Annotated in this window: 17 protein-coding genes; 6 read left to right on the top strand and 11 right to left on the bottom strand. The window is 66.4% G+C overall.

Annotated elements, in window-relative coordinates:
* The first annotated feature begins 33 nt into the window (after window positions 1-33).
* Entirely contained in the window at window positions 34-837 is an 804-nt protein-coding gene (gene fabI, locus R9J51_RS04070) for an enoyl-ACP reductase FabI (RefSeq protein ID WP_168555826.1), read from the top strand.
* 60 nt (window positions 838-897) lie between these two features.
* Here the strand turns inward: fabI and R9J51_RS04065 are convergent, their stop codons facing one another.
* The 9 genes from R9J51_RS04065 to R9J51_RS04025 all read right to left on the bottom strand — a co-directional run bounded on the left by R9J51_RS04065 (window position 898) and on the right by R9J51_RS04025 (window position 8,553).
* Window positions 898-1,539, bottom strand: coding sequence for a hypothetical protein (locus tag R9J51_RS04065; RefSeq protein WP_246866066.1), 642 nt, complete (start codon window positions 1,537-1,539; stop codon window positions 898-900).
* 196 nt (window positions 1,540-1,735) lie between these two features.
* On the bottom strand, window positions 1,736-2,251 hold the full coding sequence (locus tag R9J51_RS04060; protein ID WP_179505930.1) for a demethoxyubiquinone hydroxylase family protein: 516 nt from the start codon (window positions 2,249-2,251) through the stop codon (window positions 1,736-1,738).
* A gap of 4 nt (window positions 2,252-2,255) precedes the next feature.
* Window positions 2,256-2,750, bottom strand: coding sequence for a disulfide bond formation protein B (locus R9J51_RS04055; RefSeq protein WP_169475641.1), 495 nt, complete (start codon window positions 2,748-2,750; stop codon window positions 2,256-2,258).
* 21 nt (window positions 2,751-2,771) lie between these two features.
* Window positions 2,772-4,106 (bottom strand): S41 family peptidase, encoded by a 1,335-nt coding sequence (locus R9J51_RS04050; protein ID WP_168555823.1) that lies wholly within the window; start codon window positions 4,104-4,106, stop codon window positions 2,772-2,774.
* A 146-nt stretch (window positions 4,107-4,252) separates the two neighbouring features.
* The gene (locus R9J51_RS04045; RefSeq protein WP_246866065.1) at window positions 4,253-5,467 is read right to left on the bottom strand and encodes a murein hydrolase activator EnvC family protein; all 1,215 of its coding nucleotides are present in this window, start codon (window positions 5,465-5,467) and stop codon (window positions 4,253-4,255) included.
* A 14-nt stretch (window positions 5,468-5,481) separates the two neighbouring features.
* Window positions 5,482-5,907, bottom strand: coding sequence for a 23S rRNA (pseudouridine(1915)-N(3))-methyltransferase RlmH (locus tag R9J51_RS04040; protein WP_168555821.1), 426 nt, complete (start codon window positions 5,905-5,907; stop codon window positions 5,482-5,484).
* A 78-nt stretch (window positions 5,908-5,985) separates the two neighbouring features.
* Window positions 5,986-6,384 (bottom strand): ribosome silencing factor, encoded by a 399-nt coding sequence (gene rsfS / locus R9J51_RS04035; RefSeq protein WP_169475642.1) that lies wholly within the window; start codon window positions 6,382-6,384, stop codon window positions 5,986-5,988.
* A 157-nt stretch (window positions 6,385-6,541) separates the two neighbouring features.
* The gene (locus tag R9J51_RS04030) at window positions 6,542-7,264 is read right to left on the bottom strand and encodes a nicotinate-nucleotide adenylyltransferase (protein WP_432787830.1); all 723 of its coding nucleotides are present in this window, start codon (window positions 7,262-7,264) and stop codon (window positions 6,542-6,544) included.
* A gap of 8 nt (window positions 7,265-7,272) precedes the next feature.
* Window positions 7,273-8,553, bottom strand: a complete 1,281-nt coding sequence (locus tag R9J51_RS04025) for a glutamate-5-semialdehyde dehydrogenase (protein WP_168555818.1) — start codon at window positions 8,551-8,553, stop codon at window positions 7,273-7,275.
* 191 nt (window positions 8,554-8,744) lie between these two features.
* On the opposite strand from R9J51_RS04025, the gene R9J51_RS04020 reads away from it, so the two are divergent.
* Both R9J51_RS04020 and R9J51_RS04015 read left to right on the top strand, forming a co-directional pair.
* Entirely contained in the window at window positions 8,745-9,938 is a 1,194-nt protein-coding gene (locus R9J51_RS04020) for a M23 family metallopeptidase (RefSeq protein ID WP_432787828.1), read from the top strand.
* Window positions 9,925-10,311 (top strand): bactofilin family protein, encoded by a 387-nt coding sequence (locus R9J51_RS04015; RefSeq protein WP_168555817.1) that lies wholly within the window; start codon window positions 9,925-9,927, stop codon window positions 10,309-10,311. The genes R9J51_RS04020 and R9J51_RS04015 overlap by 14 nt, the downstream gene beginning before the upstream one ends.
* A gap of 223 nt (window positions 10,312-10,534) precedes the next feature.
* Here R9J51_RS04015 and rpoC read toward each other — a convergent pair whose 3' ends face one another.
* Both rpoC and rpoB read right to left on the bottom strand, forming a co-directional pair.
* Window positions 10,535-14,815: a DNA-directed RNA polymerase subunit beta' gene (gene rpoC, locus R9J51_RS04010; RefSeq protein ID WP_179505928.1), complete on the bottom strand. Its 4,281-nt coding sequence runs from the start codon at window positions 14,813-14,815 to the stop codon at window positions 10,535-10,537.
* Window positions 14,816-14,909: 94 nt separating this feature from the next.
* On the bottom strand, window positions 14,910-19,073 hold the full coding sequence (gene rpoB / locus R9J51_RS04005) for a DNA-directed RNA polymerase subunit beta (protein ID WP_169475644.1): 4,164 nt from the start codon (window positions 19,071-19,073) through the stop codon (window positions 14,910-14,912).
* A gap of 446 nt (window positions 19,074-19,519) precedes the next feature.
* Here rpoB and R9J51_RS04000 point away from each other — a divergent pair, with 446 nt between their 5' ends.
* The 3 genes from R9J51_RS04000 (at window position 19,520) to rplL (ending at window position 22,032) form a co-directional block, all read left to right on the top strand.
* A complete protein-coding gene (locus tag R9J51_RS04000) occupies window positions 19,520-20,725 on the top strand; it encodes a GGDEF domain-containing protein (protein ID WP_179505927.1) in 1,206 nt (401 codons plus the stop codon).
* 338 nt (window positions 20,726-21,063) lie between these two features.
* Window positions 21,064-21,579, top strand: a complete 516-nt coding sequence (gene rplJ, locus R9J51_RS03995) for a 50S ribosomal protein L10 (RefSeq protein WP_168555813.1) — start codon at window positions 21,064-21,066, stop codon at window positions 21,577-21,579.
* 78 nt (window positions 21,580-21,657) lie between these two features.
* Window positions 21,658-22,032: a 50S ribosomal protein L7/L12 gene (gene rplL / locus R9J51_RS03990; protein ID WP_110763792.1), complete on the top strand. Its 375-nt coding sequence runs from the start codon at window positions 21,658-21,660 to the stop codon at window positions 22,030-22,032.
* The last annotated feature ends 127 nt before the right edge of the window (window positions 22,033-22,159 follow it).

Genomic DNA, 22,159 nt, shown 5'->3' with positions numbered 1-22,159 from the left:
CGCGCACACCGGGGCAGGAGCGTACGAGGGCGCATGACCGGATTGATGAAGGGAAAGCGCGGCCTGATCATGGGCCTCGCCAATGACAAGTCGCTAGCCTGGGGCATAGCCCGGCAGTTGCACGAACAGGGGGCAGAGCTGGCCTTCTCCTATCAGGGAGAGGCGCTGGCCAAGCGCGTGCGCCCGCTGGCCGCAAGCCTCGACAGCGATTTCCTGATCGAATGCGACGTGGCCGACATGGACGCGCTTGATGTCGCGTTCGAAACGCTCAAGGCGCGGTGGGAAACGATCGACTTCGTCGTCCACGCCATCGGCTATTCCGACAAGAACCAGTTGCGCGGACGGTTCTACGATACCACGCTCGACAACTTCCTGATGACCATGAACATCTCGGCCTACAGCCTGGTCGCCGTGACCAAGCGCGCCATGCCGATGATGCCCCATGGCGGATCGATCCTGACGCTGACCTATTATGGGGCGGAAAAGGTCGTGCCGCATTACAACGTGATGGGCGTGGCCAAGGCAGCCCTGGAAGCCAGCGTGCGCTACCTCGCCAACGATTGCGGCCCGCAAGGGGTGCGCGTCAATGCCATCTCGGCCGGCCCGATCAAGACCCTGGCCGCCAGCGGGATCGGCGATTTCCGCTATATCCTCAAGTGGAACGAGCTGAACGCCCCGCTGCGCCGCAATTCCACCATCGAGGACGTGGGCGGCTCGGGCCTCTATTTCCTGTCAGACCTCTCGGCCGGCGTCACCGGCGAAGTCCACCATGTCGACGCTGGCTACCACCTAGTCGGCATGAAGCAGGAAGACGCGCCGGATATCGCACTGAGCTGATCGGCCCAGCCTGCGTTCCCAGACACCCCGGCTCGCTGCCGGGGTGTTTTCGTTTCGGGGTCAGTTCGAGGCAGGCGGCGCAGCGGGGGTCGGCGCCGGCGTCGTCTCGCCGTCGCGCTCGCGCGCCAGGCGCGCGTCGTATTCCTTTTCCAGTTGTTCCACGCGCGATTGTTCGGCGGCCGCGTCCTTGTCGATGGTGGAAAGGCGGCGTTCGCGCTCTTCCTGGATCAACTTGCCGAACTGCACGTCGCTGCCCTGCTTCTTTTCGGCATAGGCCTGGTTGATCAGGCGCATGGTGCAGCCCGATGCCCCGCCCGAGCCGACCGGCGAGCACGAGTTGATCCCGGCCGCACCCACGGTTTCATAGGCTTTCACCCGGTCGGTCCAGGTCTGGTTCTTGGGATCGTTGGGATTGTCGCGCAGCGGCGTGGGGATGCGATAGCGTTCCGCTTCGTCCTTGCGCGCGCAGACGGTGATCTGCTCGGCCGTGGAAACCGGGCAGGGATCATCGCCATAGATGATCAGCTGGTTGACCTTTTCATCGCCCTGCACCGGCCCTTCTTCCACCGGCTGGGTGGCGGGGCCGCGCGTGGCGCCCTGCGCGGCCAGAGCCGGCGTTGCCCCCATGAGCAGCCCGCCCAGCAGCAGGGCCGGAACCCCAAGGCGCACCGTCAGGCGCGAAGATGTGGCAGCAAGGCGCATTGTCGGTTCGTCTCCAGCGGGTGAGGCGATCGCAGGCCGCCCCCGGTTCACCCCACCATAAGGCGGCGGGGCGGTGAATGATAGATGAAGGGGCAACGCACGAAGCGGGCTTTCGTCATCACATCGTTTTGCGAAAAACCGGTTCCCGCTTTTCCGCACGATGCTTCGTCCGCTCCCCCGCCGGCCACCGGTATTTTCAAATCCGTTCCGACAGCTTGATCGCGGCGCGGCAGCCCAGGCGGATGGCGTTGAACAACAGCGGATAGGCCGGCGTATGTTCCGCCCCGGCCGCCAGCGCCGCATCACGGTGGGCGCGCTCGTCATCGCGGAATTCACGGATCGTGGCGGCCAGTTCCGGGTCGGTATCGCCCAGTTCCTCAAGCTGCTCGGTATAGTGACGGTCAATTTCGGTTTCGATCGCCGCGGTGCAGGCCATGGCCGCCTTGGGGCCAAGCAGCGCGGTGGCCGCGCCCAGGGCAAACCCGGCAACATTCCACACCGGCTGCAGCGCGGTGGGCCGCACGCCACGCGCCACGATCATGGCGTCGAACTTGGCGCGATGATCGGCTTCTTGCCGCGCCATTTCCACGATTTCGGCCGAATCCGGGCCGCGATCGCCCATCACCGCCAGTTGCCCGGCATAGATGCGGGTGGCGCCAAATTCGCCGGCCTGGTCCACGCGGATCATGCGTGCAGTGTCGGGACGAGTCATCGCTTCAGGCTCCCTTGGCGCGGCTCTTGGCCAGCAATCCCAGGATTGCCAGCGCCGCCGGAGTGGAAAACAGGAAATTGAAGCCGGCCATGCTCACGCCCAGCATGGTCCAGGCCGGAGTATCGCAGCGCACCAGCGGCGCGGCCATGATCGCAGCCAGCGGATCGCCCTCGATATGGCTGGACGAGCAGGTGGTGAGCCCTTCCCACCAATGATACTCCACCCCGGCGTGAAACGCACCGATCACCCCGCTCGAGAGGATGCCCAGCGCAGCCAGCGCCACCAGCCAGCGCGCTTCGGGCCGGCCGCGGCGCAGCAGAGCCAGGATCGCCAGCGCGATCGCCGCCAGGTGGCCATAGCGCTGCCACCAGCACATCTCGCACGGGGGCAGGCCAAAGCCATATTGCGCCACCAGCGCGGTGCCCATGGCCACCAGCGGCACGCCCAGCGCCAGAGCATGCGCCAGCGACAGGGGAGAATTGCGAATGTCCGTGCTCATCTTCAACGTCCGCAGCCTGTATCAGCGCTTGCGCAGGGCCAGCAGCGCGCCGGGCGCCGTGCGCTTGAGCGTCTGCACCGCATAGTAGAGCTGGAAATCGTCGATGCCCTTGGCCTTCAGCTCCTCGGGCGTCATCTTGAAACGCGGATCGTCGATCTTGTCCTTCTCCAGGTCCTTGTCTTCCTTGATCTCGTTGATCAGGTGACGGCGCAGGTCGCTTTCGCGGTAGGAGCGGAGCGCGCGCTTGCGCAAGTCGGGATCGGAAATCTGCGGCACGGCGATATCGGGTTCGATCCCGCCTTCCTGCACCGAACGGCCCGAGGGCGTGTAATAACGCGCCGTCGTCAGCTTGAGCGCGGCATCCTTGCTCAGCTGGATCAGCGTCTGCACGCTGCCCTTGCCAAAGCTGCGCTGGCCCATGATCAGCGCGCGGTGCTGGTCCTGCAAGGCGCCGGCGACGATTTCCGAGGCGGAGGCCGAACCTTCGTCGATCAGCACGATCATCGGCAAGCCGCGCGCCACGTCGCCGGGGTGGGCGGAATAGATGTCGTTGTCCTGCGGATCGCGCCCGCGCTGCGAGACGATCGTGCCCTTGTCGAGGAAATCGTCGGACAGCGAGACCGCTTCATTGAGCAGGCCGCCGGGATTGCCGCGCAGATCGAGCACCACGCCGGCCAGGTTGTTGCCCAACTGGGCGCGGATCGCCTGCACGGCCTGCGCCACTTCGCTGCCCACGTTCTCGCTGAAGCTCGACACCGAGATCACCCCGATGTTGTCCTTCACCTTCCATTCCACCGGCCGCAGCTTGATCACCTGGCGGGTGAGCGTGAGATCGAGCGGCTCGTCGCGGCCCGGGCGATAGACCGTCAGCTTGATCTTGGTGCCCGGCACACCGCGCATCTGGTCCACCGCATCGTCGAGCGAGCCGCCGTAGATCAGCTTGCCATCGAGGTGGGTGATATAGTCGCCGGCCTTGATGCCGCCCAGGTCGCCCGGCGTGCCCTTCATCGGCGCGATGACCTTGACCGCGCCGTCATCGAGCGTGACCGACAGGCCCAGGCCGCCATAAGCGCCTTCGGTCTGGGTGCGCAGGTTCTCGAAATCGCGGGCTTCCAGATAGGCGCTGTGCGGATCGAGGGTGGCCAGCATGCCATCGATGGCGCCCTTGATCAGGGTGTCGTCGTCCACCGGCTCGACATAGTTTTCCTTGATCTTTTCATAGACCAGCTCGAGCTTCTGGAACTGCGGCCCGGTGCGGGAATCCACCGCCGCCAGGCCGGCCGTGGCCACGGGCAAAACCGCCACGGCCGTGACCAGGGCCGTTGCACGCAGCAGGGAAGCAAGCGGTTGTGCCATGTTTGCAATCGAACCTTAGATAGGGGGCATGCTGGCACGACGAGCGCCAATCTGCCCGCTTGTATAGCCCCGCAAGCCTGAATGCCAGATGGAGCGACACCGGATTCCCGTTTGGCCGGTGGAACCCCGGCGCGCCTTGTTGCCGATCAATTCCGCAGGGCCACCAGCGGGTTGACCGGCACGCCATCCTTGCGCAGTTCCACGCCGACCAGCGGATTGGCCGGGGCGGCGATCCCCAGGGGCGAGCCTTGCACCACGCGATCGCCCACCGCCGCATCGATCCGCCCCAGCCCCGTGACCAGCGACGTCCATCCGCCCGGATGCTCCACGATCACGATCTGGCCATAACCGCGGTAGGAACCGGCAAAGGCCACACGTCCGGCCGCCGGCGCGACGATCTGCGCCGATGGCAAGGGCGCGATGGACAGGCCTTGCGCCGGGCCCGCTGCGCTCGCTTCGGCAAAGCCGGTGACCACGCGGCCCGATACCGGCAGGATCCACACCAGCGGCGTGCCGGTGCGCAGCAGGGGATCGGCGTCTTCCACCATCAGCACCGCGCCGGGCCGGTCGGGCCGCTGCATCGGGCCGGGCAGCGCGGCCAGCAGGTCGCGCATCTGCCCATCCCGGCCCAGGCGTTCCATCAGGGCCGCCAGGTCGCGCGTTTCCTCGGCCAGGGCCAGGGCATGGTCGGCCTCGCGGCTGGCGGTGCCGCTGGCGGCACGGCTGGCAATGCGCTGGCGGCTTTCCAGCGCGGCCAGTTGCTGGCGCCGCTCGGCCAGGCCGGATTGGCTGGCGCGCAGGCGCGCCGCCTCGCTGCCAGCCTGTTCCTGCAAGGCGCGCCCGCGCACGATCGCGCCGCGCAAGGTGGCGGTGCGGCGGCGCACTTCGGGCACCATCGTTTCCAGCACCGCGCGCAGATAGACCGTGTCACGCAGCGAATCCGCGCGCAGCAGGCTGAACGCCAGCGGCCGGCGGGCAAAGAGCTGCAGCGCGGCGGTCAGCCGCACCACCGGTTCCTGCCGCGCGGCAATGCGCAGGCGCAAGTCGGCGCGCTCTTGGTCGATCAAGGCGATCTTGGCTTCGCTCAGGCGGATTTCGGCTTCGGATTGCTGGATGCGCGCAGCAATCGCGGCGGCTTCCTGCGCGGTCTTGTCGGCCGCCGCGGTGGCAGCCTGGGCCTGGGCCTCCAGCTTTTCGCCGCGGGTGCGCGCTTCGACCAGCGCGCCTTGCGCGCGGGCCAGCGCCGCAGCCGCTTCGCCCTTGGTCTGGTAGGAAGGCGCGGGATCGGCCCCGGCGATCTGCCACAGCGCCAGCGGCGCCAGCAGCAGGGCCGCAAGGACCAGCGAGCGACGCGCGTTCATGGTCCTTGCTGGCATCATCCCTCGCGGTGATAGGGGTGGCCGGCGATGATGCTGGTGGCGCGCCACAGCTGCTCGGCCAGCATCGCGCGGGCCAGCATGTGCGGCCATGTTGCCGCGCCAAATGCGATCAGCAGGTCGGCACTCTCGCGCAGGGCTTCATCGTGCCCATCGGCGGCGCCGATGAGAAAGCGTGCCTCGCGCACGCCGTCGTCACGCCAGCGGCCCAGCACTTTGGCAAATTCGCTTGAGGCCAATTGCTTGCCGCGCTCGTCCATCACCACGGTGCGGGTGGGGCTGGCGGTCACCGGCGGGACGGCGCCGCCCCGGTCGGGCAGCTCGGTCACCTTGAAGCCCCAGGTCACCCGCTTGCCATAGCGATCGACCAGTTCCGCCTCTGGCGAGCGGCCGATCTTTCCCCGGGCGATGATGTGGAGGAGCATGGATGTCCGTGTCTGGCGTTGGGCTGGGCTTCCGCCACCCCCTGGCCCCCTCCCCTGACGAGGAGGGGGAAGAGATCATCAGGCAGAGCCGGCGTCGCCGAAGCCCCACATGCGCTCCAGGTTGTAGAAGCTGCGCACTTCGGGGCGGAACAGGTGAACGACCACGTCACCGGCATCGATCAGCACCCAATCGGCGGCGGGCAGGCCTTCGATGCGCACGTGGCCATAACCGGCGTGCTTGATGCGCTCGGCCAACTTCTGCGCCATGGCAGCGACCTGGCGGGTGGAGCGACCCGATCCGATCACCATGTAATCGGCGATCGAGCTTTTGCCTTCCAGGGGGATCGACACCACGTCCTGGGCCTGGTCATCGTCCAGCGATTGCAGGACAAGGTCGAACAGGCTGGCAGGCACGCCGGCAGAAGGGGCCGAGACAGCGGCGCCGGCATCTGCCGGCTGGGGTTGGGCACTGGTCATTGGATTGCGGTGAACTCCGGTTGAAAGATGGCTATGTTCGCAACGCCCGGTCGCCCATTGCGATCCAACGACAAAACCGCCTTGCGCCAGGGCGCGCGGCGGGAAAGCCGAAGTACCGGACAGGCGTGCCGGAAAGCAGGGATGGCAGCCAGGACGCTCAGTGTCCGCTCCTTCCGCCAGGCATTTGCACGATGCGAGTGTGAGTCACATCATCGCGCAGGCCGCTTGCGGAAACGTGGTCGGCCCAATCGGGCTCTGCCTGGCGCAAGGCCGTGGCGGAGCGGGGATCGGGATCGAACCGCAGGATGACAAGCGCTGGGGCGCGAGGCATCGGATCGTGCGGGATACTGGCGTTCAGGGCGGCACCCCCTGCTGGCCCACAAACGGACCAAAGAGCGCCATCACTTTCCTGCCTGCACCGCCGGCGCCATCGGCGCAGCCATACCATGGCGGGGCTCGCCATCGCAGCGCCATCATAGCCCGGACGCGCGATAACCGCAATCGGCATGGTGCGGGCGATCCCGCGCCAGTCCCGCCAGCGGTGGAACTGGGCAAGATTATCGCTTCCCATCAACCAGATAAAGCGTCGACGCGGATAGCGGCGCACCAGCGCGCGCAGCGTATCGACGGTAAACCGGGTGCCCAGTTCGCGCTCGATCGCCGTCACCCGAATCGGCGCCCGGCGGGCCTGTCGCCGGGCCGAGACGACCCGCGCGGGCAAAGGCGCCATGCCCTGGGCGGGCTTGAGCACATTGCCCGGCGAAACCAGCCACCACACTTCGTCCAGCCCCAGCGCCGCGCGCGCAAACAGGCTCACCCGGCGGTGGCCGCCGTGCGCCGGGTTGAAGCTGCCGCCCAAAAGGCCGGTCAGCCGGGGCAAGCCGTGTTTCAGGGGCGAACCTGCCCGCTGCCGTGGACCAGCCACTTGTACGTGGTCAGCCCTTCCAGCGCGACCGGGCCGCGTGCGTGCAGCCGCCCGGTGGCAATGCCGATTTCCGCGCCCAGGCCGAATTCGCCGCCATCGGCAAACTGGCTGGAGGCGTTGTGCATCACGATGGCGCTGTCCACTTCGGCCAGGAAGCGCGCGGCTGCATCGGCATCGGCCGTCACGATCGCGTCGGTGTGGCCAGAGGAATGGCGCGCGATATGCGCCAGCGCGGCGTCCAACCCATCGACCACCGCCACCGACAGCACGGCATCGAGGTATTCGGTGTCCCAGTCGTTGTCGGCCGCGGGCACGATGCGCGGATCGATCGCGCGGGCGCGGGCATCGCCGCGCACTTCGCAGCCGGCCTCGATCAGCGGGGTGACGAGCGCAGCCGCGGCGGGATAAGTCGCGTCGATCAGCAGGGTTTCCATCGCCCCGCAGATGCCGGTGCGGCGCATCTTGGCATTGAGCACGATCGCTTCGGCCATCGCCCGGTCGGCGCCGGCATGGACGAAGGTGTGGCAAATGCCGTCAAGGTGCGCCAGCACGGGAACGCGGGCATCGGCCTGCACGCGTGCCACCAGGCTCTTGCCGCCGCGCGGCACAATCATGTCGATCAGGCCCGCAGCGGTCAGCATGGCGCCAACGGCAGCGCGATCCTGGGTGGGCATCAGTTGCACCACCTCGGCCGGCACGCCGCCTTCGACCAGGCCCGCCACCAAGGCGGCGTGGATCGCGCGATTGGAGTGGACCGCTTCGCTGCCGCCGCGCAGCAGGGCGGCATTGCCCGAACGCACGCAGAGCGCGGCTGCATCGGCCGTCACGTTGGGGCGGCTTTCGTAGATGATCCCGATCAGCCCGATCGGCACGCGCACGCGCGACAGGATCATGCCGTTGGGGCGGGTAACGCGGTCGATTTCCTGGCCTACGGGGTCGGCCAGGCTGGCCACTTGCGCCACGGCATCGGCCATGGCGGCCACGCGGCCTTCGTCCAGCTTGAGCCGGTCAAGCAGCGCCGCGGTCAACCCACGGGTGACGCCATTGGCCATGTCGATGGCATTGGCCGCCAGGATTTCCGGCGCGGCGCGGCGCAGCGCATCGGCCGCGAGCTTGAGCGCGGCTTCCTTGGCCGGCGCCGGCATGCGCGCCAGTTCACGCTGCGCAGCACGGCCAGCGCGGGCAAGGCGCTCCACCAGCTGCTCGGGAGACTCGAGGGCGATTTCCTGGGGCTTGGTCGACATAGTGGCGCGGGGCTTACCATTGCTGGCCCGCGCTGTCACGGGCGCGCGGGGCATTGCAAACGATTCATCGCCACCCAGGCACGGCCCGCCCCGGCCTGGCGCCTGCGGATTCGACTCCCGGGTTCCCGCTCGATAAGCGCCGCGCCCCAGGGGTCGTCAACACGTCTTGTCTTGCGGGGTCGCTGGAAATCTTGCCGTCTGCCAAATCCGAAGCCGCGCGCCGCGTGGGTCCCGCCCCTGCGGCCGGCGCCACGCCCGGCACCCGCCTGCGCCGCCTCCGCGCGCGCCTGGCGGCTGCGCCGACGCAGGTACGCGGCTGGTTTCCCGATCGCGAGTTCTTCATGCGCGCGCACGGCCAAGTGCGCTTCATCCGCCTGTCCGGCCGCCTGCAGATGCGCGTGGCGGCGGGCGCGGCGCTGGCCTTGCTGGTGTGGCTGGGGGTGATGATCGCCATGCTGGTCGGCCAGGTTCTTGCCCAGCGCGATCTTGCCGCCCTGCGCCAGCGCGAAGCCGCCGTGACCCAGGCCGAACAGCACATGGCCCGCACCAAGGGCGGCGTGGCCGGGGCGCTGCAAGACCTGCAGCGCCGGCAGGACATGATCGAAACCATGGTCAAGGGCCAGCTGGGCGATCTGCCGCCGGCCGAGGCCAGCGCCACCGACGGCAAGCCCTTGTCGCTCAATGGCGCGCCCGAAGCCGCCACGCTCTCGCGCCTTGCCGGGCGGCAGGCGGCCTTCGTGGCGGCGCTCACGCGCTATGCCGATGCCCGCGCCACGCAGGCCGAAACCGCCATCCGCCGCGTCGGTCTCAACCCGGCGCAAGTGGCGCCCTTGCGGCTGGCCAATCGCCGCGCCATGGGCGGCCCGCTGATCGCGCTCGGCCAGGATGATCCTGCGCTTGCCCGCCTGGGCCAGGCCATGACGCGCCTGTCCGCGCTGGAACAGGGGCTGGCGCGCCTGCCCCATGCCCTGCCCGCCAGTGCCGACTATATCTCCAGCGGCTTTGGCTATCGCGCCGATCCCTTCACCGGCGGTGGCGCGTTCCATCCCGGCCTCGATTTCAAGGGGCCGATCGGCGCGCCGATCTATGCCGCCGCCCAAGGCGTGGTCAGCTTTGCCGGCGTCCGCTCCGGCTATGGCAATTGCGTGGAAGTGGACCATGGCCAGGGCCTGGTCACGCGCTATGCCCACATGTCGCGGATCGAGGCGCGGCCCGGCCAGCGCGTCGGCCCCGGCGTGGAAATCGGCAAGATCGGTAGCACCGGCCGCTCCACCGGCCCGCATCTGCATTTCGAAGTGCGCATCGCCGATCGCCCGGTCGATCCGCGCCCCTTCCTGGAGACTCTACCCGATGTTTTCAAAGAAGCCGGCCATGACCACCCCTGATCGGGCACCGGCCACTTTCTCGGTGCTCGGCGCAGACCTGGCCGTGCGCGGCGACATCACCGCCGAGGCCGATCTGCACATCGACGGCAAGATCGAAGGCGACGTGGCCTGCGCCGCGCTGGTCCAGGGCGAAAGCAGCGTGATAACCGGCGCCATCACCGCGCGCAACGCCCGCCTGGCCGGCACGGTCAACGGCGCGGTGAGCGTGGCCGACCTGGTCATTACCCGCACCGCGCGCATCGTGGGTGACGTCGGCTATGACACGCTCACCATCGAACAGGGCGCCCGCGTGGAGGGCCGCTTTGCCCCGCGCGGCGCCAATGCCGCCGCCGCCGTGCCCGACAGCCTGATCGCGGTGCGCACTTCGGCCTGAGTACAGGCCCCTCCGCCATTGCCCCCTCCACCACCCGCTGCGCGGGCGGTCCCCCTCCCCATTGCATGGGGAGGATCTGGCAGGTCCTCCCCGCTTGGCGGGGAGGTGGCAGACCGTAGGCCTGACGGAGGGGCGAAGCCTCACCCCAGACCCGCAAACGAAAAACCCCGCCGGTCGCCCGGCGGGGTTTTCGTTTGTCAGCCATCTGACCAGGCGTCGAGGATCAGTCCTCGTCGCCCTTGATCAGGTAATCGGCCGCATCGGCATCGGTGCCGTGGGTTTCACCCTCGACAGCCGCCAGCGTATCGTTGCCGATCGCCGCTTCGGGGCCTTGGGCCAGTTCGGCGGCATGCTCTTCGGCGGCCGTGCGCGGCGCGATCAGGGCTTCCTGAAGGCGACGGTTGGCAGCGCGCAGGGCAGCGTCGCGGCTGTTGGCCGCCACGCGCATGCGGTTCATGCCAGCGCCGGTACCGGCGGGAATGAGCCGGCCGACGATGACGTTTTCCTTGAGGCCGATCAGGCTGTCGCGCTTCCCTTCGACCGCCGCCTGCGTGAGCACGCGGGTGGTTTCCTGGAACGACGCGGCAGAGATGAACGAACGCGTCTGCAGCGAAGCCTTGGTGATGCCCAGCAGCACCGGCTTGCCTTCCGCGAAGCGCGAGCCCCCCGGCAGCTTGGCGTTGGTTTCGTTCATTTCCTCAAGGTCAACCTGCTCGCCCGGCAGCAGGGTGGTGTCACCGCCATCGGTGATTTCCACCTTCTGCAGCATCTGGCGAACGATCACCTCGATGTGCTTGTCGTTGATCTTCACGCCCTGCAAGCGGTAGACTTCCTGGATTTCCGCCACGAGGTATTCCGCCAGGGCCTCGACGCCGAGAACCTCCAGAATGTCGTGCGGATCGGGCGAGCCCGAGATCAGGTTGTCGCCCTTCTTGACGTAGTCGCCTTCCTGGACGTCGATCACCTTGGACTTGGGGATCAGGTACTCGACCGGTTCGCCCTCTTCCGGGATGATCGCGATCTTGCGCTTGGCCTTGTAGTCGCGAATGAACTCGATCCGGCCCGAGATCTTGGCGATGATCGCGTTGTCCTTGGGCTTGCGCGCCTCGAACAGCTCGGCCACGCGCGGCAGACCACCGGTGATGTCGCGCGTCTTGGCGGCTTCGCGGCTGGCACGGGCCAGCACGTCACCGGCCTGGACTTCCTGGCCGTCTTCCACCGACAGGGTGGTGCCCGGCGCCATCATGTAGCGCGCGGATTCACCCGAGGCATCGTCGAGCAGGGTCAGGCGCGGACGCAGGTCTTCCTTCTTCGCGCGGCCACCGGCACGGTTTTCGGTGACGACGCGCTGGGCGATACCCGTCGCTTCGTCGACCTGTTCCGTCAGGGTGCGGCCGTCGATCAGGTCCTGGTAGCGCACGATACCGGGCTTTTCCGTGATCACCGGCAGGGTGAACGGGTCCCACTCGGCCAGGCGCTGGCCCTGGGCCACCGTCGCACCGTTTTCGTGCAGCAGGTGGGTACCATAAGGCACGCGGTGCATGGCGCGTTCGCGGCCGTCGGTATCCATGATCACGATTTCACCGTTGCGCGCCAGCGACAGGCGGCGATTGCGGCTGTCGGTGATCGTCGGGATGTCGCGATAGTGCACGGTACCGTCGCAGATCGATTCCAGGTGCGACTGTTCGTTCACCTGCGCAGCGCCACCGATGTGGAACGTGCGCATGGTCAGCTGCGTGCCGGGTTCACCGATCGACTGGGCGGCAATGACGCCGACCGCTTCACCGATGTTCACCGGCGTACCGCGCGCCAGGTCGCGGCCATAGCAGGTGCCGCACACGCCCTGGGGCGCTTCGCAGATCAGCGGCGAACGGATGCGGGCCGATTGTACGCCGGCCGCTTCGATGCGCGCCACGGCGGCTTCATCCAGCAGCGTGCCCTTTTCGCAGATCACCTTGCCGGTCTTGGCCTCGATCATGTCCTCGGCCAGGGTGCGGCCCAGGATACGTTCGCCCAGCGAAGCGATGGTCGAACCGCCCTGCACGATCGCGCGCATTTCCAGCGCCCGCTCGGTGCCGCAATCGTTCACCGTCACCACGCAGTCCTGCGACACATCGACCAGACGGCGGGTCAGGTAACCCGAGTTCGCCGTCTTGAGCGCGGTATCGGCCAGGCCCTTACGCGCGCCGTGGGTCGAGTTGAAGTATTCAAGGACGGTCAGGCCTTCCTTGAAGTTCGAGATGATCGGGGTTTCGATGATCTCGCCCGAAGGCTTGGCCATCAGCCCGCGCATACCCGCCAGCTGCTTCATCTGGGTTGGCGAACCACGCGCGCCCGAGTGGCTCATCATGTAGATCGAGTTGATCGGCTTTTCACGGCCGTGCTCGTCGCTCGGCGTGGCGCGGATCTCGTCCATCATGGCGTTGGCCACCTGGTCGCCGCAACGGCTCCAGGCGTCGATCACCTTGTTGTACTTTTCCTGCTGGGTGATCAGGCCGTCCTGGTACTGCTGCTCATAGTCCGCGACCAGTTCCTTGGTCTCGGCCACGAAAGCGTCCTTGGTGGCGGGGATGATCATGTCGTCCTTGCCGAACGAGATGCCCGCCTTGAACGCGTTGCGGAAGCCCAGGCTCATGATCGCGTCGGCGAAAAGGACCGTCTCCTTCTGGCCGGTGTGGCGATAGACCTGGTCGATGACGTCGGCGATTTCCTTCTTGGTGAGCAGGCGGTTGACCAGCTCGAAGGGCACCGTGTGGCTCTTGGGCAGGCACTCGCCGATCAGCATGCGGCCCGGCGTGGTTTCATACCGCTTGAGATAGGTCTTCCCGTTCTCGTCGGTCTGCGGCACGCGCGCCACGATCTTGGTGTGCATGGTGACCGCGCCAGCGAACAGCGCCTGGTGCACTTCGGCCATGTCGGCCAGCAGCATGCCTTCGCCCGGCTCGCCCTTGCGATCCATCGACAGGTAATAGAGGCCCAGCACCATGTCCTGCGAAGGCACGATGATCGGCTTGCCGTTGGCGGGCGAGAGGATGTTGTTGGTCGACATCATCAGCACGCGCGCTTCGAGCTGGGCTTCCAGCGAAAGCGGCACGTGGACGGCCATCTGGTCCCCGTCGAAGTCGGCGTTGAAGGCCGAGCAGACGAGCGGGTGCAGCTGGATCGCCTTGCCTTCGATCAGCACGGGTTCGAAGGCCTGGATGCCCAGGCGGTGCAGCGTGGGCGCACGGTTGAGCATGACCGGGTGTTCGCGGATCACCTCGTCCAGGATGTCCCAGACTTCCTTGCGTTCCTTTTCCACCCACTTCTTGGCCTGCTTCAGGGTCATCGACAGACCCTTGGCGTCAAGACGCGCGTAGATGAACGGCTTGAACAGCTCGAGCGCCATCTTCTTGGGCAACCCGCACTGGTGCAGCTTGAGTTCCGGCCCGGTCACGATGACCGAACGGCCCGAATAGTCGACGCGCTTGCCAAGCAGGTTCTGGCGGAAGCGGCCCTGCTTGCCCTTGAGCATGTCGGACAGCGACTTGAGCGGACGCTTGTTGGCGCCGGTGATCACGCGGCCACGGCGGCCATTGTCGAACAGCGCGTCGACCGCTTCCTGCAGCATGCGCTTTTCGTTGCGCACGATGATGTCGGGCGCGCGCAGCTCGATCAGGCGCTTCAACCGGTTGTTGCGGTTGATCACGCGGCGATAGAGGTCGTTCAGGTCCGAAGTGGCGAAGCGGCCACCGTCGAGCGGCACCAGCGGGCGCAGTTCGGGCGGAATGACCGGCACCACGTCGAGGATCATCCATTCCGGGCGGTTGCCGGAATCGATGAACGATTCCACCACCTTGAGGCGCTTGATGATCTTCTTGGGCTTGAGCTCCGACTTGGTCTCGGCGAGTTCCTTGAGCAGGTCTTCGCGCTCCTGGACCATGTCGAGGTCCATGAGCATGTGCTTGACTGCCTCGGCGCCGATGCCGGCCGAAAAGGCGTCTTCGCCATATTCGTCCTGCGCATCGAGCAGTTCGTCTTCGGTCAGCAGCTGGTAGCGTTCAAGCGGGGTGATGCCCGGCTCGATGACCACGTAGCTTTCGAAGTAGAGGATGCGTTCGAGCTGCTTGAGCTGCATGTCGAGCAGCAGGCCGATGCGCGAGGGCAGCGACTTGAGGAACCAGATGTGCGCAACCGGGGCGGCCAGTTCGATGTGGCCCATGCGCTCGCGGCGCACCTTGGTCACGGTCACTTCCACGCCGCACTTTTCGCAGACGACGCCCTTGTACTTCATGCGCTTGTACTTGCCGCACAGGCACTCGTAGTCCTTCACGGGGCCGAAGATGCGGGCGCAGAACAGGCCGTCACGCTCGGGCTTGAACGTGCGGTAGTTGATCGTTTCCGGCTTCTTGATTTCGCCGAAGGACCAGCTGCGGATGCGCTCGGGCGAGGCCAGGCCGATCTGGATCTGGTCGAACGTTTCGGGCTTGGGCAGCTGGTTGGTGAATTTGGTCAGGTCGTTCATTGCGTGATCCTCACTGGGAGGGAAATCCTGTGCATGCGGCTAGCCGGGGCGGCGGCAGCGGGGGATGCAAACCCCGCCGCCGCGCCAAACCGGCTTATTCGGCTGCCTCGGCCAGGCCGTCCTCGTCGCCTTCGTCGTCGAGCGACGAGAGTTCGACGTTGAGACCCAGGCTGCGCATTTCCTTGACCAGCACGTTGAAGCTTTCGGGAATGCCGGCCTCGAACGTATCGTCACCCTTGACGATCGCTTCATAGACCTTGGTACGGCCGACAACGTCGTCGGACTTGACCGTGAGCATTTCCTGCAGCGTGTAGGCCGCGCCATAGGCCTGGAGCGCCCAGACCTCCATTTCCCCGAAGCGCTGGCCACCGAACTGGGCCTTGCCGCCCAGCGGCTGCTGGGTGACGAGGCTGTAGGGGCCGATCGAACGGGCGTGGATCTTGTCGTCCACCAGGTGGTGCAGCTTGAGCACGTACTTGCAGCCTACGGTGACCTTGCGGTCAAAGGCTTCGCCGGTGCGGCCGTCATACAGCGTCACCTGGCCGGATTCGTCCAACCCGGCCTTGCGCAGCATGGCGGTCACGTCGGCTTCCACGGCGCCGTCGAACACCGGCGATCCCATCGGCACGCCGTTGCGCACGTTCTGGGCCAATTCGACGATTTCGCTGTCGCTGCGTGCCTTGATCTCTTCGACGTAGTTGTCGCCATAGATGTCGAGCAGCAGTTCGCGCACCGCTTCGGGCGGCTCACCGGCCTGCGGATCGGGATTGGCTTCGCGCCAGGCGTCGAGCGCCGCCCCGATCTTGTGGCCCAGGCCGCGTGCGGCCCAGCCCAGGTGGGTTTCGAAGATCTGCCCGACGTTCATGCGCGAAGGCACGCCCAGCGGGTTGAGCACGAAATCGACCGGGGTGCCGTCTTCCAGGAAGGGCATGTCTTCCTGGGGCAGGATGCGGCTGATGATGCCCTTGTTGCCATGGCGGCCGGCCATCTTGTCGCCCGGCTGCAGCTTGCGCTTCACCGCCACGAAGACCTTGACCATCTTGAGCACGCCCGGCGCCAGTTCGTCGCCGCGCTCCAGCTTTTCCTTGCGGTCCTCGAACTTCTCCTGGATCGCCTTGATCGCGGTGTCGTACTGGCCCTTGGTCGCTTCGAGCTGCTGCTGGCGCAGATCGTCGGCCACGGCGAACTTCCACCATTCGTGGCGTTCCACGTCGGCCAGGATCTGCTCGTCGATTTCAACGCCCTTCTTGATGCCCTTGGGCGCGGCGGTGGCCACCTGGCCCAGCAGCATGTCCTTCAGGCGGTTGAAGGTCGCACGGTTCAAAATCGCGCGCTCGTCTTCGCGGTCCTTGGCGAGGCGTTCGATTTCCTCGTTCTGGATGGCGCGGGTACGGTCGTCGATCTCGATGCCGTGGCGGTTGAACGTGCGCACGTCCACGATCGTGCCCGAAACGCCCGGCGGCAGGCGCAGCGAGGTATCGCGCACGTCAGACGCCTTTTCGCCAAAGATCGCGCGAAGCAGCTTTTCTTCCGGCGTCATCGGGGATTCGCCCTTGGGCGTGATCTTGCCGACGAGGATGTCACCGGGGTGCACTTCGGCGCCCACGTAGACGATGCCCGCTTCGTCGAGGTTGCGCAGCGCTTCCTCGCCCACGTTGGGAATGTCGCGGGTGATGTCTTCGGGCCCAAGCTTGGTGTCGCGGGCCATGACTTCGAACTCCTCGATGTGGATCGAGGTGAAGACGTCTTCCTTGACGATGCGCTCGCTGATCAGGATCGAGTCTTCGTAGTTGTAGCCGTTCCAGGGCATGAACGCGACGAGCACGTTGCGCCCGAGGGCCAGTTCGCCGAACTCAGTCGAGGGGCCGTCAGCCAGGATATCGCCCTTTTCGACGATATCGCCCACGCTCACCAGCGGACGCTGGTTGATGCAGGTGGACTGGTTGGAGCGCTCGAACTTCTGCAGGGTGTAGATGTCCACGCCCGACTTGCCGGGTTCGACATCGCCGGTCACGCGGATCACGATACGCGTCGCGTCCACCTGGTCGACGATCCCACCGCGCAGCGCGGCGATCGCGGCGCCCGAATCGCGCGCCACGGTTTCTTCCATGCCGGTGCCCACGAACGGCGCGTCGGCCTTGACCAGCGGCACCGCCTGGCGCTGCATGTTCGAGCCCATCAGCGCGCGGTTGGCGTCGTCGTTTTCCAGGAACGGAATGAGCGAGGCGGCCACCGAAACGAGCTGCTTGGGGCTGACGTCCATCAGCGTCACGGTTTCGCGCGGCGCCATCACGAATTCGCCGTTCTGGCGGGCCGAAACCAGTTCTTCCACGAACGAGCCGTCGCCGGTGATTTCGGCCGAAGCCTGCGCCACCGTGTGCTTCTGCTCTTCCATGGCCGAAAGGTAGACCACTTCCGACGAAACCTTGCCATCCAGCACCTTGCGGTACGGCGTTTCGATGAAGCCGTACTTGTTGACGCGGGCAAAGGTCGAGAGCGAGTTGATCAGGCCGATGTTCGGCCCTTCGGGCGTTTCGATCGGGCAGATGCGGCCATAGTGCGTGGGGTGAACGTCGCGCACTTCGAAGCCGGCGCGTTCACGCGTCAGACCGCCCGGCCCGAGGGCCGAGACGCGGCGCTTGTGCGTCACTTCCGACAGCGGGTTGGTCTGGTCCATGAACTGCGACAGCTGCGAGGAGCCGAAGAATTCACGCACCGCGGCCACCGCCGGCTTGGCGTTGATCAGGTCGTTGGGCATCACGGTCGACACGTCGACCGAGCTCATGCGTTCCTTGACCGCGCGTTCCATGCGCAGCAGGCCGACGCGGTACTGGTTTTCCAGCAACTCGCCCACCGAACGCACGCGACGGTTGCCGAGGTTGTCGATGTCGTCGACTTCGCCCTTGCCGTCCTTGAGGTTCACCAGTTCCTTGACCACGGCGAGGATGTCCTCGGTGCGCAGGGTGGTGATCGTGTCGGGGCAGTCCAGGCCCAGGCGCATGTTCAGCTTGACGCGGCCCACGGCCGAAAGGTCATAGCGGTCGGCGTCGAAGAACAGGCCGTCGAACAGGGCTTCGGCGGTTTCGCGCGTCGGCGGTTCGCCGGGGCGCATCACGCGATAGATGTCGGCCAGGGCGTGGTCGCGATCTTCGGCCTTGTCGGCCTTCATCGTGTTGCGGATCCACGGGCCGGTGCTGACGTGGTCGATGTCGAGCAGGTCGAGCTGGTCCACCCCGGCGCGGTCGAGCACGTCAAGGTTTTCCGGCGCCACTTCATCGCCGGCTTCGATCCAGATGCGGCCGGTCGATTCGTCGATCAGGTCCTTGGCGGCATAGCGACCAAAGATTTCCTCGGTCGGGATCAGCAGCGACTGCAAGCCGTCCTTGGCCGCCTTGTTGGCAGCGCGGGGGCTGATCTTCTGGCCGGCCGGGAACACCACTTCGCCCGAAGCGGCATCGACGATGTCGAACGTGGGCTTGGCGCCGCGCCACTGGTCGAGCACGAAAGGCACCTTCCAGCCGCCTTCGGCGCGCACCCAGGTGACCTTGTTGTAGAAGTGGTCGAGGATCTGCTCGCCATTGAGGCCCAGGGCATAGAGCAGCGCGGTGACCGGCAGCTTGCGCTTGCGGTCGATACGCACGTTGACGATGTCCTTGGCGTCGAATTCGAAATCGAGCCACGAGCCGCGATAGGGAATGACGCGCGCGGCAAACAGGTACTTGCCCGAAGAGTGCGTCTTGCCGCGGTCATGGTCGAACAGCACGCCCGGCGAACGGTGCATCTGCGACACAATCACGCGCTCGGTGCCGTTGATGATGAAGGTGCCGTTGTCGGTCATGAGCGGGATATCGCCCATGTAGACGTCCTGCTCCTTGATATCGATGAGGCTCTTGGTCTCGGTTTCGGCGTCCACTTCGAACGTCGCGAGCTTGAGCGTCACCTTCATCGGCGCAGCATAAGTGATGCCGCGCTGGCGGCATTCGTTCACGTCGTACTTGGGCGCTTCCAGCACATAGCCGTCGCGCTCCTTGATATCGAGGCTGGCCGTGCCGGCGAAATCCTGGATCGGGAACACCGAACGCAGCGTCTTTTCCAGGCCCGAGACATAGCCCGTGGCCGGATCGGAGCGCAGGAACTGCTCGTACGATTCGCGCTGAACCTCGATCAGGTTCGGCATCTGCACCACTTCGTGGATGTCGCCGAAGATCTTGCGGATGCGCTTCTTCAGGCCGGCGCGGGCTGGAGCCTTGGTTGCCATGGGAGGTTTATGCCTCTTTGCTAAGTCGGGCCGGTGCAGACCGGCGGAAATTCTGCCATGCGCGGCGATTGGCACGGCATGAACGCAAAAGAGGCCACGTTGCCCAGGGAACCCTTGTCCGGATACCCATGGCCCGCAGCCTTCGCGTCATGCCGATGCCCGCTGCCTCCTTCCGTGAACCTTCCCCCGCGCATGGGAAAGTCTTGCTCGAAGCAGCAGGTGTTGCATCGCCATATAGGCTTTGGCCCGGGCAAAGTCAAAGGGGCGCGCCACACTTGCGCCGCCTGCGCGCCGGCCAACTGTAATTAATTCTAAAGAACCCCCATTTTAGCGCTAAAATCATCGTCAGGGCGGGCCAGTCGTTTGCGTTCTGTTTACCCTGATCCCATAGGCAGGACGCGCGTGCAGCAAAGCCTGCGCAAGCCCCCCTCTCGCTTGCCGGATTCATGAACGACAGATTCGCCTTCATCTTGCCGGTCATGCAGGTTGCCTTCGGCGTTGCCGCCGTGTTGGCCGGCCGCTGGCGGGTGTCCAGCGCCGGCTGGTGGGCGGGCGGCTTTCTCTGCAGCGCCAGTGGCTTTGCCATGCCGGCACTGGCCCTGCTGATGCCGGTGGAAGGGCGCGCGATTGCCGCCACCGCCGTGTTTGCCGCGGCGTTCTTCTGTTTCGGCCAGGCCCTGTGCGAACATTTCGGCCTGCGCCGCAACCACATGGCGTTGCGCGCCGCGATTGCCGTGGGCAGCACGGCGGCGAGCGCCTGGGGCGTGGCCGCCGACAGCCTGCGCCTGCACCTGGTGGCGTCCGACGTGGGCTGCGCGCTGCTGCTGGCCGTGCCGCTGCTGCTTGCCCGCGGGCGCACCCGGCGCAGCGGCGATCGCGCCCTGGTGGCGATGAGCTGGGTGGTGGTGACCGATTGCACGCTGCGCGTGATCGCCATTCGCTGGCTGGCCAGTGGCGGCATCGCCAATTTCCCCGTCACGGCTTATGCCTTCTGGTACCAGGTCACCGGCTCCCTCATCGGGGTGGCGTTCGCCATGGCGGCGCTCGCCTCGGTCATGATCGGCGTGCTCATGCGCTATCGCGACTGGGCGATCTGCGATCCGCTGACGGGGCTGCTCAACCGTCGCGGCTTTGACGAAGCGCTGGCCGGGCGCAGCAGCCACGAGCGCGCCGGCGCCGCGGTGATCGTGTGCGACATCGACCACTTCAAGGCCGTCAACGATCGCTTTGGCCACCACCGCGGCGACGAAGTGATCGCGCAGATGGCTGCCGCGGTCGATGCGCACCTGCCCGCCCGCGCCTTTGCCGCCCGCTTTGGCGGAGAGGAATTCGTGATCTACCTGCCCCAGGGTGCGCTCGGCAGTGGTGGCGCGGCCAATGCCGCCGCCGATCTGGCCGAATCGGTGCGGCGCGATTTTGCCCTGCGCGCACAACGCCTGCTTGGCCGCGATTTTCCGGTCACCGCCAGCTTTGGCGTCTCGGGCGTGGGCGTGGGCGAAACCACGCTCGATCCCGCGCTGCGCCGCGCCGACCAGGCGCTGTACCAGGCCAAGAGCGCGGGGCGAAACTGCTGCGTGGTCAAGGCCGCCCCTGCCGCCTCCGGCCCGGCCGCGCGCGCCGGTTATGCCGGAACCGCCACCGCCCCGGCATAACCGACGGCTTGGCCGCGCGCCGCGCCGTCCCGGCACGGCTTGACTCCCTGCCCGCATCTGCTAGGGGCCGCACCCGAACGACGGCTTTGCCTGTCGCTCATCCGTCCGAGACCGTCGGTGCCTGGCTGCCAGGCTTAATTTCCGACCTAGGCGGGGAAAAGAGATTTCACGGCCGCGCGCTCCGTTTTCGGATCGTGGCGCCCACCGCGGTGGTTTTCCCCCGCGCAACCTCCTTCCCTTGTCGAACGGACTCGCCCCAGGTCGCTTGCGGCCCGGGACAAACGTAGCCGGCTGCACGGGGGCTCGCCCCTCGCGCGGCCATTGTGAAGGAGTAAGGCATGGATCGTTCGCAAAAAGCCGAATCGGTCGCTTTCCTCAACGAGGTCTTCTCCGAGGCCGGCGCGGTGGTTGTCACCCGCAACCTCGGCATGACGGTGGCCCAGTCCACCGCCCTGCGCACGAAGATCCGCGAGGCCGGTGCGACCTACAAGGTTGCGAAGAACCGTCTTGCCAAGCTTGCCATCCAGGGCACCGATTACGAAGGCATTGGTGATTTCTTCACCGGGCCGACCGCCATCGCTGCCTCGGCTGATCCCGTCGCCGCCGCCAAGGTGATCGTCGAGTTCGCCAAGACCACCGACAAGATCGAAATCGTCGGTGGCGGGATGGGTTCGCAGGTTCTCAGCCCCGATGGTGTCAAGGCCCTGGCCACGATGCCCTCGCTCGATGAACTGCGTGCCAAGCTTATCGGTCTCGTCCAGGCTCCGGCCACGAAGATCGCCCAGCTCACCACCGCTCCGGCGGCGAAGCTGGCGCGCGTCTTCAACGCCTATGCCGAGAAGGACGCGGCCTGAGCCGGTTCAAACGACTTCTGCCCGAGCGTGCCGCACCGTGCGGCATCCGGGCGCCACATATTAACGGAGTGAAACATCATGGCCGATATCGCCAAGCTCGTTGAAGAACTGTCGCAGCTCACCGTTCTCGAAGCTGCCGACCTTGCCAAGGCTCTGGAAGAAGCATGGGGCGTGAGCGCCGCTGCTGCCGTGGCCGTGGCCGCTGCCCCCGCCGGTGAAGCAGCTCCCGCTGCTGAAGAAAAGACCGAATTCGACGTCATCCTGACCGGCGACGGCGGCAAGAAGATCCAGGTCATCAAGGAAGTCCGCGCGATCACCTCGCTCGGCCTGACCGAAGCCAAGGCCCTGGTCGAAGGCGCTCCCAAGGCCGTCAAGGAAGGCGTGTCGAAGGCTGAAGCCGAAGAAATCAAGAAGAAGATCGAAGAAGCCGGCGGCACCGTCGAAATCAAGTAATCTTCTTCGGGTTCTTCCCGACGAAAAAGAGAAAGGGCGGGCCGCAGGGCTCGCCCTTTTTCTTTGTGCCAAATGCCCCTCCACCACCGCTTCGCGGCGGTCCTCCTCCCCATTGCATGGGGAGGAC

It is taken from the genome of Novosphingobium rhizosphaerae, assembly GCF_050920675.1.
Taxonomy (GTDB): domain Bacteria; phylum Pseudomonadota; class Alphaproteobacteria; order Sphingomonadales; family Sphingomonadaceae; genus Novosphingobium; species Novosphingobium rhizosphaerae.
The sequence above is the reverse complement of the archived record's forward strand: the minus strand, read 5'-3'. Positions and strand labels throughout refer to the sequence as shown.